This window comes from Streptomyces sp. DvalAA-14, assembly GCF_900091855.1.
Taxonomy (GTDB): Bacteria; Actinomycetota; Actinomycetes; order Streptomycetales; family Streptomycetaceae; genus Actinacidiphila.
The window spans coordinates 1-12075 of the sequence record NZ_FMCH01000364.1; the positions used below are offsets into that span (position 1 = coordinate 1).

At 72.2% G+C, this 12075-nt stretch carries 15 protein-coding genes; 6 read left to right on the plus strand and 9 right to left on the minus strand.

Annotated features, from left to right (window positions below; genetic code table 11):
• Positions 1-392: DAK2 domain-containing protein (locus tag GA0115240_RS18920; RefSeq protein WP_141708890.1), on the minus strand; the 392-nt coding region annotated here is incomplete at its 3' end.
• A gap of 219 nt (positions 393-611) precedes the next feature.
• Between GA0115240_RS18920 and rpmB the strand changes: the two genes are divergently transcribed.
• Positions 612-797: a 50S ribosomal protein L28 gene (gene rpmB / locus GA0115240_RS18925; protein WP_093737864.1), complete on the plus strand. Its 186-nt coding sequence runs from the start codon at positions 612-614 to the stop codon at positions 795-797.
• Positions 798-856: 59 nt separating this feature from the next.
• Here the strand turns inward: rpmB and thiD are convergent, their stop codons facing one another.
• Together thiD and GA0115240_RS18935 are read right to left on the minus strand one after the other, a co-directional pair.
• On the minus strand, positions 857-1750 hold the full coding sequence (thiD, locus tag GA0115240_RS18930; RefSeq protein ID WP_093737865.1) for a bifunctional hydroxymethylpyrimidine kinase/phosphomethylpyrimidine kinase: 894 nt from the start codon (positions 1748-1750) through the stop codon (positions 857-859).
• A complete protein-coding gene (locus GA0115240_RS18935; RefSeq protein ID WP_093737877.1) occupies positions 1747-2712 on the minus strand; it encodes a thiamine-phosphate kinase in 966 nt (321 codons plus the stop codon). The genes thiD and GA0115240_RS18935 overlap by 4 nt, the downstream gene beginning before the upstream one ends.
• Before the next feature lie 194 nt (positions 2713-2906).
• Between GA0115240_RS18935 and GA0115240_RS18940 the strand changes: the two genes are divergently transcribed.
• The gene (locus GA0115240_RS18940; protein ID WP_093737866.1) at positions 2907-3140 is read left to right on the plus strand and encodes an Lrp/AsnC family transcriptional regulator; all 234 of its coding nucleotides are present in this window, start codon (positions 2907-2909) and stop codon (positions 3138-3140) included.
• A gap of 78 nt (positions 3141-3218) precedes the next feature.
• A complete protein-coding gene (locus GA0115240_RS18945; RefSeq protein WP_093737878.1) occupies positions 3219-3668 on the plus strand; it encodes a DUF3515 domain-containing protein in 450 nt (149 codons plus the stop codon).
• A gap of 79 nt (positions 3669-3747) precedes the next feature.
• Here GA0115240_RS18945 and GA0115240_RS18950 read toward each other — a convergent pair whose 3' ends face one another.
• From GA0115240_RS18950 to GA0115240_RS18960, 3 genes are read right to left on the minus strand one after another with little or no spacing between them, the layout of a single operon-like run.
• Complete coding sequence (locus GA0115240_RS18950; RefSeq protein ID WP_093737867.1) at positions 3748-4884, minus strand: D-alanine--D-alanine ligase family protein; 1137 nt, start codon at positions 4882-4884, stop codon at positions 3748-3750.
• A gap of 12 nt (positions 4885-4896) precedes the next feature.
• Positions 4897-5898, minus strand: a complete 1002-nt coding sequence (locus GA0115240_RS18955) for an NAD(P)H-dependent glycerol-3-phosphate dehydrogenase (protein ID WP_093737868.1) — start codon at positions 5896-5898, stop codon at positions 4897-4899.
• Entirely contained in the window at positions 5895-6623 is a 729-nt protein-coding gene (locus GA0115240_RS18960; protein ID WP_093737869.1) for a lysophospholipid acyltransferase family protein, read from the minus strand. The genes GA0115240_RS18955 and GA0115240_RS18960 overlap by 4 nt, the downstream gene beginning before the upstream one ends.
• Positions 6624-6763: 140 nt before the next feature.
• On the opposite strand from GA0115240_RS18960, the gene cofC reads away from it, so the two are divergent.
• Both cofC and GA0115240_RS18970 read left to right on the plus strand, forming a co-directional pair.
• Positions 6764-7414: a 2-phospho-L-lactate guanylyltransferase gene (cofC, locus tag GA0115240_RS18965; protein WP_093737870.1), complete on the plus strand. Its 651-nt coding sequence runs from the start codon at positions 6764-6766 to the stop codon at positions 7412-7414.
• 85 nt (positions 7415-7499) lie between these two features.
• Positions 7500-7718, plus strand: coding sequence for a hypothetical protein (locus GA0115240_RS18970; protein WP_093737871.1), 219 nt, complete (start codon positions 7500-7502; stop codon positions 7716-7718).
• 174 nt (positions 7719-7892) lie between these two features.
• Here GA0115240_RS18970 and GA0115240_RS18975 read toward each other — a convergent pair whose 3' ends face one another.
• The 3 genes from GA0115240_RS18975 to leuC form a co-directional block, all read right to left on the minus strand.
• Positions 7893-8489: an HU family DNA-binding protein gene (locus tag GA0115240_RS18975; protein ID WP_093737872.1), complete on the minus strand. Its 597-nt coding sequence runs from the start codon at positions 8487-8489 to the stop codon at positions 7893-7895.
• Between the two features lie 563 nt (positions 8490-9052).
• The gene (gene leuD, locus GA0115240_RS18985; protein ID WP_093737874.1) at positions 9053-9649 is read right to left on the minus strand and encodes a 3-isopropylmalate dehydratase small subunit; all 597 of its coding nucleotides are present in this window, start codon (positions 9647-9649) and stop codon (positions 9053-9055) included.
• Positions 9650-9654: 5 nt separating this feature from the next.
• Positions 9655-11079 (minus strand): 3-isopropylmalate dehydratase large subunit, encoded by a 1425-nt coding sequence (leuC, locus tag GA0115240_RS18990; protein WP_093737875.1) that lies wholly within the window; start codon positions 11077-11079, stop codon positions 9655-9657.
• Between the two features lie 152 nt (positions 11080-11231).
• On the opposite strand from leuC, the gene ndgR reads away from it, so the two are divergent.
• The gene (gene ndgR / locus GA0115240_RS18995) at positions 11232-11948 is read left to right on the plus strand and encodes an IclR family transcriptional regulator NdgR (protein ID WP_093737876.1); all 717 of its coding nucleotides are present in this window, start codon (positions 11232-11234) and stop codon (positions 11946-11948) included.
• The last annotated feature ends 127 nt before the right edge of the window (positions 11949-12075 follow it).

The window sequence follows — 12075 nt, forward strand, 5'->3', positions numbered from 1 at the left end:
GCGGCGGCCAGCAGGGCGCGGCGCAGCGCGGCGGCGGGCAGGCCGCCGCCGGCGTCCGCCGGGACGGACATCTCCTCGTTCATCCCGCGCAGCAACTGCGCCAGGATGGTGCCGGAGTTGCCGCGGGCGCCGATCAGGGCGCCGTGGGACATGGCGCGGAAGGCCTCGGGCAAGGTGGGCAACGGGCCGCCGGTGCCGGTGCCGTGGCCGTCGAAGACCGCTTCCACCGCCTGGGCCGCGGACTCCGCGGTCAGATAGAGGTTGGTCCCGGTGTCACCGTCCGCGACCGGGTAGACGTTGATCGCGTCGATCTCCTCGCGGGCCCGCCCCAGCGCCTTGAGGGTCAGTCGGCACCAGGCGCGCACCGCGGAAGCGTCGAGCGAGGGCGGCAACAGGTCCTCCTGGGACACCGGATCGTGGGGGCTGCTGCTGGTGAGGGTACTGGTGGCGGGCCCGGTGGAGCGGGTCCCGGCCCCGGGCCGACCGGTCGGGGCAGGGTCAGGACCATGGTAGTTTCGTTGTTCGGGAGCGGTCGTTGTATGCTGCTCCGGTTGCCCGGGGCTCTCTCGGGCTTTTCATCGTAAATGCATCTGAAGTCTTTGGAGTGTCCCGTGGCTGCCAACTGCGACGTCTGCGGCAAGGGGCCGGGCTTCGGCAACAGCATCTCCCACTCGCACCGCCGTACCCCGCGTCGTTGGAACCCCAACATCCAGCGCGTGCGTGCGGTCGTCGGGAAGACGCCGAAGCGGCTCAATGTCTGCACCTCTTGCATCAAGGCCGGCAAGGTCACGCGCTGATTTATACGGCGCGTTCGTCGTAGCAGCGCAGCCTTGCGGCTACTAAAAGCCGATCCACCTCAGGGTGGATCGGCTTTTCGGCGTGCCCGGCCGTTCGTGCGCCCGCCGGGCGGTGCCGGCCGGCGCAGCCGCCACCCGTGGTCCACCGGCCCGATGCCGGCGCCCAGCGGGAAGCCGCCGGCGATGGCGCCGCTCACATAGTCCTTGGCCAGTCCGACCGCGGCCGGCACCCGGTGGCCCAGGGCGAGATACGAGGCCAGCGCGCTGGCGAGGGTGCAGCCGGTGCCGTGGGTGTGCCGGTTGGGGTGCCGCGGCGCGCGGTACCAGTGTTCGTGCTCGCCGTCCGACAGCAGATCGACCGCCTCCCGCGTGCCCGGCAGGTGGCCGCCCTTGATCAGCGCCCAGCGCGGGCCGTACGCGAGCACCGCGCGGGCCGCGACCGGCATGTCGGCCTCGCCGGTCACGACGACCCCGGTCAACTGGGCGACCTCGTCCAGGTTGGGGGTGACCACGGTGGCGGACGGCAGCAGCCGGGACCGGACGACATCGAGGGCCGCGCCGCTGAGCAGCGGGTCGCCGTGCTTGGACAGCGCGACCGGATCGACCACGACAGGCACGCCGCGCAGGGCGGGGCTGCCGGTGAGCAGGTCGGCCACGGTGGCGGCCAGGGCGGCGGAGGACAGCATGCCGGTCTTGACCGCCTGCACCCCGATGTCGTCGGCGACCGCGTGGAACTGGGCGCGTATCGCGTCCTCGGGCAGTTCCCAGGCGCCCCGCACACCGAGGGAGTTCTGGGCGGTGACGGCGGTGACCACGCTCATCCCGTGCACGCCCAGGGCCAGCATCGTCTTGAGGTCGGCCTGGATCCCGGCGCCGCCGCCGGAGTCGGAGCCGGCCACGGTGAGCACCCGGGCAGGGGGCGGCCGGTCGCCGCCCGGGCCGGCCGCGGTCACGGCTGCTCGCCGAAGTGGTCCCAGCCGCCGGCCTTCTCCCAGGCCGCGCCGTCGACGGTGACCTGGGGGATGCGGCCGGCCGGCGCGGCGGCCTCGCCGATGACGCGCCAGCGGGCGGGCAGTTTCACGTCCCGGGGGAAGGCGGCGACGATGGCGTGGTCCTCGCCGCCGGTGAGCACCCAGTGCAGCGGGTCGACGCCGACGGCCTGTCCGATGTCCGACATCTGCGCGGGGACGTCGATGTCGGCGGCGCGCAGGTCGATGTCCACGCCGCTGGCGGCCGCGATGTGGCCGAGATCCGCCACCAGGCCGTCGCTGACGTCGGTCATGGCGGTGGCGCCGAGTTCGGAGGCCGCCGGGCCCGCGTGGTAGGGCGGTTCGGGGCGGCGGTGGGCCTCCACGAAGGCGCGCGGGGAGCGGAAGCCCCGGGAGAGCACGGCGAGTCCGGCCGCCGACCAGCCGAGCCAGCCGGTCACGGCGATCAGATCGCCGGGGCGCGCTCCGGACCGGGTCACCGGGGCCCGGCCGCGCAGGTCGCCGAGGGCGGTGATCGCGACCGTGATGGTCTCGCCGCGGACGACGTCGCCGCCGACCACCGCCGCGCCGGCGACCTGGCACTCGTCGCGGATGCCGTCCATCAGCTCGACCGGCCAGGTGGCGGGCAGTTCGGCGGGGACGACCAGGCCGAGCAGGACGGCGGTGGGCACCGCGCCCATGGCGGCGATGTCGGCGAGGTTCTGGGCGGCGGCCTTGCGGCCGACGTCGTAGGCGGTGGACCAGTCGCGGCGGAAGTGGCGGCCTTCCAGCAGCACGTCGGTGGTGGCCACCACCCGCCGGTCGGGGGCGGCGATCACGGCGGCGTCGTCACCGGGGCCGAGTTTGACCGCGGGGGTCGAGGTGAGGCGGGCGGTCAGTTCCCTGATGAGCCCGAACTCCCCCAGTTCGCCCACAGTCCCCTTCATCACTTCGTCCCCTTCCGTGTCGGCTGCTGTCTCGGCTGCTGTCTCGGCCCCGGCGCCGGCGCGGGCCGGTTCCACCGGGTGTTTCCCGTCAATACGGGGGCCGGGTACCGCGCGGGTCTCCCCGCTGCGCGCGGCGACGCGATAACGTGGCGTCCCCCTTCCCACATGATCCTCGAAGCCGCCCTGGAGGTTCCGTGGTACAGGCGTACATCCTGATCCAGACCGAGGTCGGCAAGGCCTCGGCAGTAGCGGAGGTGATCTCCAAGATCGACGGAGTCATCCAGGCCGAGGACGTCACCGGTCCCTATGACGTCATCGTCCGGGCCCGGGCCGACACGGTCGACGAACTCGGCCGCATGGTGGTCGCCAAAGTCCAGCAGGTGGACGGCATCACCCGAACACTGACCTGCCCGGTCGTGCATTTCTAGCCCCCCACCGAGCCCCTTTCCGGGGGCTCTTCATATGCTCAGCCGGTGAGATTCCACCGCCGGGCCCTAGTGATCGCCGTGTCCGCCGTCGCTTGCCTGTCCGCGGCGGCGGTCTACGCGTTGGCCTCCGGGCCCGGCGAACAGCGGATCGCCGTGCCGGTCCCGGACGCCCGGGTGGCCGGTTACTGCGCCGCGCTGCACGCTCAACTGCCGGCGAAGCTCAATGGCCTGTCCCGGCATGATCTCAAGCCGGATTCGGATCTGATCGCCGGGTGGGGCCATCCGTCGGTGGTGTTGCGCTGCGGAGTGCCGCGCCCGGCGGCCGACGCGGACCCGGACACCGACGCCGCCGAGGTGGACGGTGTGACCTGGTCGTTCCAGCAGGACAGCGACGGCAGCGTGCGGATGACCACGACGCTGCGCAAGGCGTACGTGGAGTTGCTGCTGCCGCCGAAGTACGCCCATGACGCGAGCCCGCTGCAGGACCTGGCCGCCCCGGTCAAGCGCACCATCCCGGAGGGGGTCTGAATCCCGGAGGGGATCCGGGCCTCCCCTCCGGGGCCGGTGCGCCGCGGGTGTGCCGGCGCGGCGCAGGCCGGGCGCGGTCTCAGCGCAGCCCGGTGGCGCGGCTGAGCGCGGCCTGCAGCAGCCGGTCGATCAGCTCCGGGTAGCCGACGCCGGACTCCTGCCACATCCGCGGGTACATCGAGATGGGTGTGAAGCCGGGCATGGTGTTGATCTCGTTGATCACGAACTCGCCGCTGTCCAGCAGGAAGAAGTCGGCGCGGACCAGTCCCTCGCAGGACGCGGCCTCGAACGCGGCGACGGCCAGCCGCCGGACCTCGGCGGTCTGCTGCTCGGTGAGCGGGGCCGGCACGATGCCCTCGGCCGCGTCGATGTACTTCGCGTCGAAGTCGTAGAAGTCGTGGCGGGTGGCCGGCGGGATCTCGGCGGGTACCGAGGCGCGCGGGCCGTCCTCGAACTCCAGCACACCGCACTCGATCTCGCGACCGGTGAGCAGGGACTCGACGATGATCTTGGGGTCGTGCTGCCGGGCCTTGATGATCGCCGCGTCCAGGTCGTCGGGGCTGTCGACCTTGCTGATCCCGAACGAGGAGCCGGCCCGGGCGGGTTTGACGAACAGCGGCCAGCCGTGCGCGCCGGCGAAGTCGGTGACCTTGCGCCGGACGGATTCCTGGCTGCGCTCCCACTCGCGCGGCCGGATCACCGTGTAGGGGCCGACGGCCAGGCCGAAGGAGGTGAAGATCCGCTTCATGTACTCCTTGTCCATGCCGACGGCCGAGGCGAGGACGCCGGAGCCGACGTAGGGGACGCCGGAGAGTTCCAGCAGGCCCTGGAGGGTGCCGTCCTCCCCGTAGGGGCCGTGCAGCATCGGGAAGACGACATCGACTTCGCCGAGCACCTTGGGCACGGCGCCGGCTTCGGTGTAGACGACTTCGCGGCTGGCCGGGTCCACCGGCAGCACCACGGCGCCCTCGTGGTCGGTGACCTGCTCGACGGTGGGCATCCGGCGTTCGGCGATGGCCATCCGCTCGGGCTCGTCGGCGGTGAGCGCCCAGCGCCCCTCGCTGGTGATGCCGATGGGCAGGACGTCGTACTTGTCGCGGTCGATGGCGCGCAGCACGCTGGCGGCGGTCACCACGGACACTCCGTGTTCGGAGCTGCGCCCGCCGAAGACGACGGCGACCCGCGGTTTGCGGTCGAACTTCTGCACGTTGCTCATATCGCCGTGACCTTACCGTTCCGGCTTCGCGGAGCGTGACATCAACTCCTTGACAGCCACCAGCGGCGGTTTCCCGTTGTGCACGATGTCGACCACTGTTTCGGTGATCGGCATGTCGACACCCTGGCGCCGGGCGAGTTCGGCCACCGATTCGCAGGACTTGACGCCCTCGGCGGTCTGGCTGGTCGCGGCGATGGTCTCGGCCAGGCTCATGCCGCGGCCGAGATTGTGGCCGAAGGTGTTGTTGCGGGACAGCGGCGAGGAGCAGGTGGCCACCAGGTCGCCCATGCCGGCCAGGCCGGCGAAGGTGTACGGATCCGCGCCCATCGACAGGCCCAGCCGGGTGGTCTCGGCCAGCCCGCGGGTGATCAGCGACGCCTTGGTGTTGTCGCCCAGGCCCATGCCGCCGGCGATGCCGACCGCGAGCGCGATCACGTTCTTCACCGCGCCGCCGAGTTCGCAGCCGACCACGTCGGTGTTGGTGTACGGGCGGAAGTACGCGGTGTGGCAGGCGGCCTGGATGCGGCGGGCCACCGATTCGTCGCGGCAGGCCACCACCGAGGCGGCGGGCTGCCGGGCGGCGATCTCGGGGGCGAGATTGGGGCCGGACAGGACGGCGATGCGGTCGGGGCCGGCTTTGGTGATGTCCTCGATGACCTCGCTCATCCGCTTGGCGGTGCCCAGTTCGACGCCCTTCATCAAGCTGACCAGCACCGCGTCCTGGTGCAGCAGCGGCGCCCAGTCGGCGAGGTTGGCGCGCAGCGACTGCGAGGGGACGGCCAGTATCACGAACTCGGCGTCCGCGGCCGCCTCGGCGGGGTCGGCGGTGGCGGTCACCGCGGCGGGCAGTTCGAGGTCGGGGAAGTACTCGGGGTTGGTGCGGGTGCGGTTGATGGCGTCGACGAGTCCGGGACGCCGGCCCCACAGCGAGACCTGGCAGCCGGCGTCCGCGAGCACCATGGCGAAGGCGGTGCCCCACGAGCCGGTGCCGAAGACCGCGCAGCGGGCGGTCACGCGCCCTCCCGCGCTTGCCTGGCCGCGTGGCGCGGGTCGTAGAGGCCGGGGGGCGCGGGCTCGCCGCGCAGTTCGGCGAGGAGTTCCTTCACAGCGCCCATGATGGCCGCGGTGACCTCGCGCAGCACCTCGGCGGTGGGGTCCTTGCCGTACCAGGCGCCGAGGTCGACCGGCGGGCCGGCCAGCACGCGGTGCGTCTTGCGCGGCAGGAAGCTGGGCTTCTTCGCGTACGGCGGCAGGAACTCGTTGCCGCCCCACTGGGCGATCGGGATGACGGGGGCCTGGGTGAGCAGCGCGACCCGGGCGACGCCGGTCTTGCCGACCATCGGCCACAGGTCGGGGTCCCGGGTGAGGGTGCCCTCGGGGTAGAAGGCGACGCATTCGCCCTTGTCGACCGCCTCGACGGCGGCGCGGTAGGCGGCGGCGGCGTCGGTGGTGGCCCGGATCACCGGGATCTGGCCGGTGCCGCGCATGATGGAGCCGACGAAGAAGGGCTTGAAGAGGGCGGCCTTGGCCAGGAAGCGCGGGACCCGGCCGGTGTTGTACTGGAAATGCGCATACAGCAGCGGGTCGAGGTAGGAGTTGTGGTTCACCGCCGTGAGGAATCCGCCGTCCCGCGGAATGTTCTCCATTCCGCGCCAATCACGCTTGAACAGCACAATGAGCGGCGGCTTCGCGATGGCGGCCGCCAGGCGGTACCAGAAACCGATTCTGCGGCGGGACACCCGGACTCCTTCTCGTTCGCTGGGGAACCGCGCAGGCGTCGCGGCTACGGAGGAGGGTACGCCCCCCGCTTTGGCGCTTTCCCGCCGCAGGCCGCCCACCCCGGCGCCGGGACGGGCCGCGCCTCTCCCACAATGGGGGGGTGGACGATGCGGGATACAGGTGGTCGCTGGTGGTGCCGTTGAAGCCGCTGGCACGGGCCAAGAGCAGGCTGGCACCGGAGCTCGGGGCAGTACGGCCCGCGCTGGCGCTGGCCTTCGCCCTGGACACGGTGGCCGCGGCGCTCGCCTGCGCCGAGGTGGCGGATGTCACGGTGGTCACCGACGACGAGGTGGCAGGCCGGGAACTCGCCGGGCTCGGCGCCTTCGTGGTGGCCGACGAGCCGGCCGCCGGGCTGAACGCGGCACTGCGGCACGGGGCCGCCCGGGTCAGGGACCGCAGACCGCCCGCTCCGGTCGCGGCGCTGAACGGCGATCTCCCGGCCTTGCGGCCCGCTGAGCTGTCCATGGTCCTGCGAGAGGCCGCACGCGCCCAGGAGCGGGCTTTCCTGGCCGATACGGCGGGCGTGGGGACAACCTTGCTCACCGCGCTGCCGTATGTACCGCTGTCCCCCGGTTTCGGCGGCGCGTCCCGGGCCCGCCACCTGGCCTCGGGCGCCGCGGAGATCGCGCTGCCGGGCGTGCCGTCCGTGCGGCAGGACGTCGACACCGCCGACGACCTGCGCGCCGCGCTGCTGCTGGGCGTCGGCCCCCGCACCGCGCTTTTTGCCGCGCCCTCGCCGCCGGTGGCTTAGGCCCGGTTCCGGCGGTCGATCGTGCCCGGTCGCCACCGGCGAACCGCGGGACGCGCGGGGCGGGCAGCGTCCTAGGGTGTGCGGTATGCAGGCAACCGCGTTCACCTTCGACCCCGAGACCCGCGCCGGCAGTGTGCTGCTGGACGACGGAACGCCGCTGGCCTTCGACGCGGCCGCGTTCGATGCCGGGCGGCTGCGGCTGCTGCGGCCGGGGCAGCGGGTGCGGATCCGCACCGAGGGCGCCGGCGGCGCCCGGCGGGTGGTGTTCGTGACGCTGCAGACCTTCCCCGATCCGGGGGCGTAGCGCCCGCGCCCGGCAGCGGAAGGCCGGCCGGTGGATGACCGGTGGATGGCGGCGCGGACCGGCAGCGGACCGGCGGCGGACCGGCGGCACAGGCGGCCGACATGGCGCGGGCCGGGCTCCCCCCTTGCGGAGGACCCGGCCCGTCGCGGTGGAGCGGCCGATGGAGCGGCCCGGTTACGACCTCGCCGCGGCGGCGCGCTTCGCGGTGGTCTTGCGCGCGGTCGCCCGCTTGCCCGGGGCCTTCTTCGCGGTCTTTCGGGCCGGCGAGGACTTCTTGGCAGTGGTCTTCTTGGCCGCGCTCTTCTTCGCGGTGGTCTTCTTCGCGGCGGAGGTGGTCTTCTTCGCCGTGGTCTTCTTGGCCGCGGCGGTCTTGGCGGTGGTGGCCTTCTTGGCCGCCGCCTTCTTCGTGGTGGTGCGGGCCGTGGTGGACGGGCCGCCGCTCAGGCTGCCCTTGGGGGCCTTCTTGACGGAGACCTCGCCGCCGCGCGGAAGCTTCTTCGTACCGCTGACCAGGTCCTTGAAGCCCTGTCCGGCGCGGAACCGCGGCACGGAGGTCTTCTTCACCCGCACCCGCTCCCCGGTCTGGGGATTGCGGGCGTAGCGGGCCGGACGCTCGACCTTCTCGAATGATCCGAAACCGGTGACGGAGACCCGCTCACCGGCCACCACCGCGCGGACCAACGCGTCGAGAACCGCGTCGACCGCGTCCGCGGCGGCCTGTCGCCCGCCTACCTTGTCGGCAATCGCTTCTACGAGCTGCGCCTTGTTCACGTCTTCCCCTATCGGAAACTTGCCCGGCGAATGAGTACGGGCTGATTTCGCACGCTAGGCGGATATATACCGCAAATCAAATACGAAACGGGCGAATCACCCTTGTGCCGCAACGAACTCGGTGCTTCCGGTGATCAGCGATCCGGGATTCCGAGGCCGTCCAACTCAGCCGTTAACACGTCCGGACGCCGTGCCGCGTCGCCGAGATCGCGCCGTGCCGCCGCGGTCACCGCCGACGGCCGCCGACTCCACTCCCGCCGTGTCCCACCTGGGACTTCGGGATTCGTCACGCGCGTGCGCGCCCTCTTCGAACGCGCGGCCAGCAGCCCGTGGAGCTCGAGTTGGCTGTCGCGTTCCATGCGTCGATTGTGCCATCTGCGGCGAGTTGTCGGGGGCGACAGGGCCAACCGGGTGTTCCGGGGCCGTTTCACCGGTCGGATGGCGGTTGTCGAAGGAACGGGGCGGGCCGGCTTCCGGAGTCTTTCCCGGACACGCCGAAGCGCCCCTCGCGGACGGGCGGGGGGCGCTTCGGGGCGGGGCCGGCCGGACTTCGGCCGGGCGGTTCAGGCGGGGACGACGGTGCTGGGCTTCCAGGACGGCCGGCCGGCCTCGTAGGTGGCGATGTCGGCCTCGTTGGCCAGCGTCAGGCTGATGTCGTCGAGCCCTTCGAGCAGCCGCCAGCGGGCGTTGTCGTCGAGGGTGAAGGGCGCGGTGACGCCCTCGGCGCGCACCTCGCGGGCCACCAGGTCGACGGTGATCTCGGCGTCCGGGTCGGCCTCGGTCAGCTGCCACAGCCGCTCGATGGTCTCCTGCGGCAGCACCACGGTGAGCAGGCCGTTCTTCAGCGAGTTGCCGCGGAAGATGTCGGCGAACCGGGAGGACAGCACGGTTTTGAAGCCGTAGTTCTGCAGCGCCCAGACCGCGTGCTCGCGGGAGGAGCCGGTGCCGAAGTCGGCGCCGGCCACCAGCACGGTGGCGCCCCGCCGCTCGGGCGCGTTGAGGACGAAGTCCTCGTCCTTGCGCCAGGCCTCGAACAGCCCGTCCTCGAATCCGTTGCGGGTGACCTTCTTCAGCCAGTGCGCGGGGATGATCTGGTCGGTGTCGACGTTGCTGCGGCGCAGCGGGACGGCCCGGCCGGTGTGGGTGGTGAACGCTTCCATGGTGCTCAGACCTCCGCGAGGGCAGGGGCGTCGGACAGGTCGGCCGGCGAGGCGAGGTGGCCGAGCACCGCGGTGGCGGCGGCGACCTGCGGGGAGACCAGGTGCGTACGGCCGCCCTTGCCCTGCCGTCCTTCGAAGTTGCGGTTGGAGGTGGACGCGGAGCGCTCGCCGGGGGCCAGTTGGTCGGGGTTCATACCCAGGCACATCGAGCAACCCGCGTGCCGCCATTCGGCGCCGGCCGCGACGAAGACCTTGTCCAGACCCTCCTCGACGGCCTGCAGCGCGACCCGTACCGAGCCGGGGACGACCAGCATCCGGACGCCTTCGGCCACCTGGCGGCCCTCGACCACGGACGCGGCCGCCCGCAGGTCCTCGATCCGGCCGTTGGTGCAGGAGCCGACGAAGACGGTGTCGACCCGCACCTCGCGCAGCGGCTGGCCGGCCGACAGGCCCATGTACTCCAGTGCCTTCTCGGCCGCGAAGCGGTCGCCGGGGTCGGCGAAGGACGCCGGGTCGGGCACCGCCGCGCTCAGCGGCGCCCCCTGGCCGGGGTTGGTGCCCCAGGTGACGAACGGGGTGAGGGCGCTCGCGTCGATCCGCACCTCGTGGTCGAAGACCGCGTCGTCATCGGTCCGCAGCGTCCGCCAGTACGCCAGTGCCGCGTCCCAGTCCGCGCCCCGGGGCGCGTGGGCGCGCCCTTCGAGGTAGTCGAAGGTGGTCTGGTCGGGGGCGATCATGCCGGCCCGGGCGCCCGCCTCGATCGACATGTTGCACACGGTCATCCGGGCTTCCATCGACAGCTTCTCGATGGCCGAGCCGCGGTATTCGATGACGTAGCCCTGACCGCCGCCGGTGCCGATCTGGGTGATCACCGAGAGGATCAGGTCCTTGGCGGTGACGCCGTCGGGCAGTTCGCCGTCGACGGTGACCGCCATGGTCCTGAAGGGGTCCAGCGGCAGCGTCTGGGTGGCCAGCACATGCTCGACCTGCGAGGTGCCGATGCCGAACGCCAGCGCGCCGAAGGCACCGTGGGTGGAGGTGTGCGAGTCGCCGCAGACCACCGTGGTGCCGGGCTGGGTCAGACCGAGCTGCGGGCCGACCACGTGCACCACGCCCTGCTCGATGTCGCCGAGCGGGTGCAGCCGTACGCCGAACTCGGCGCAGTTCTTGCGCAGCGTCTCCAGCTGGGTGCGGGAGACCGGGTCGGCGATCGGCTTGTCGATGTCGAGGGTCGGGGTGTTGTGGTCCTCGGTGGCGATGGTGAGGTCGGTACGGCGCACCGGCCGGCCGTTCATCCGCAGCCCGTCGAACGCCTGGGGGCTGGTCACCTCGTGCAGCAGGTGGAGATCGATGAAGAGCAGATCGGGTTCGCCTTCGGCGCGGCGGACGACATGGTCGTCCCAGACTTTTTCCGCGAGTGTCCTACCCATCGCTGTCCCTCCGGCTCCGGCCTCTTCGCCGAGCCTGCTCGATGTCTGTCCCGGTGCGTGTTCCGGGCGTGTACTGCGCTGTCTCCCCAGCCTGCCGCGTGGCGCGGAAAATTGAGCTTGCGTTTCATAGTGTGAGACGCGAGTATCGTTGCATGGACAACTCTAGTGGCGTCGGCGTTCTCGACAAGGCGGCTCTGGTGCTCAGCGCACTGGAATCCGGTCCGGCCACCCTGGCCGGACTCGTCGGCGCCACGGGCCTGGCCCGGCCCACCGCGCACCGGCTGGCGGTCGCACTCGAGCACCACCGGATGGTGGCCCGCGACATGCAGGGCCGTTTCATTCTGGGCCCGCGGCTGTCCGAACTGGCCGCCGCGGCCGGCGAGGACCGGCTGCTGGCGACGGCGGGACCGGTGCTGACCCACCTGCGGGACGTCACCGGCGAGAGCGCGCAGCTCTACCGGCGCCAGGGCGACATGCGGATCTGCGTGGCCGCGGCGGAGCGGCTGTCCGGACTGCGGGACACCGTGCCGGTCGGCTCCACCCTGCCGATGAAGGCCGGCTCCGCGGCCCAGGTGCTGATGGCCTGGGAGGAGCCGGAGCGGCTGCACCGCGGGCTGCAGGGCGCCCGTTTCACCGCGACCGCGTTGTCGGGCGTTCGGCGCCGCGGCTGGTCGCAGTCGATCGGCGAGCGGGAGCCGGGTGTGGCCTCGGTGTCCGCCCCGGTCCGCGGCCCCTCCAACCGGGTGGTCGCCGCGGTGTCCGTCTCCGGCCCGATCGAGCGGCTGACCCGCCACCCGGGGCGGATGCACGCGCAGGCCGTGGTGGACGCGGCCGGAAGGCTTTCGGAGGCGCTGCGCCGCACCGGCTGATCACCGGCCGGCCAGCAGGTGACCAGCGGGCGTTCGGCGTCGAGCGGCCCGGCGCCCGGTCCCGGTCGTCCCGATACGCGGGAAGCCCGTCGCGATCGCGACGGGCTTCGTTCGTGCTTTGCGTGTA

Bases quoted from the DNA above. Each gene is read 5' to 3' on its own strand.
- leuD (WP_093737874.1), bottom strand. From the start codon at position 9,649: ATGGAAGCGTTCACCACCCACACCGGCCGGGCCGTCCCGCTGCGCCGC.
- ndgR (WP_093737876.1), top strand. From the start codon at position 11,232: ATGGACAACTCTAGTGGCGTCGGCGTTCTCGACAAGGCGGCTCTGGTG.
- leuC (WP_093737875.1), bottom strand. From the start codon at position 11,079: ATGGGTAGGACACTCGCGGAAAAAGTCTGGGACGACCATGTCGTCCGC.
- GA0115240_RS18950 (WP_093737867.1), bottom strand. From the start codon at position 4,884: ATGAGCAACGTGCAGAAGTTCGACCGCAAACCGCGGGTCGCCGTCGTC.
- GA0115240_RS18935 (WP_093737877.1), bottom strand. From the start codon at position 2,712: ATGAAGGGGACTGTGGGCGAACTGGGGGAGTTCGGGCTCATCAGGGAA.
- GA0115240_RS18970 (WP_093737871.1), top strand. From the start codon at position 7,500: ATGCAGGCAACCGCGTTCACCTTCGACCCCGAGACCCGCGCCGGCAGT.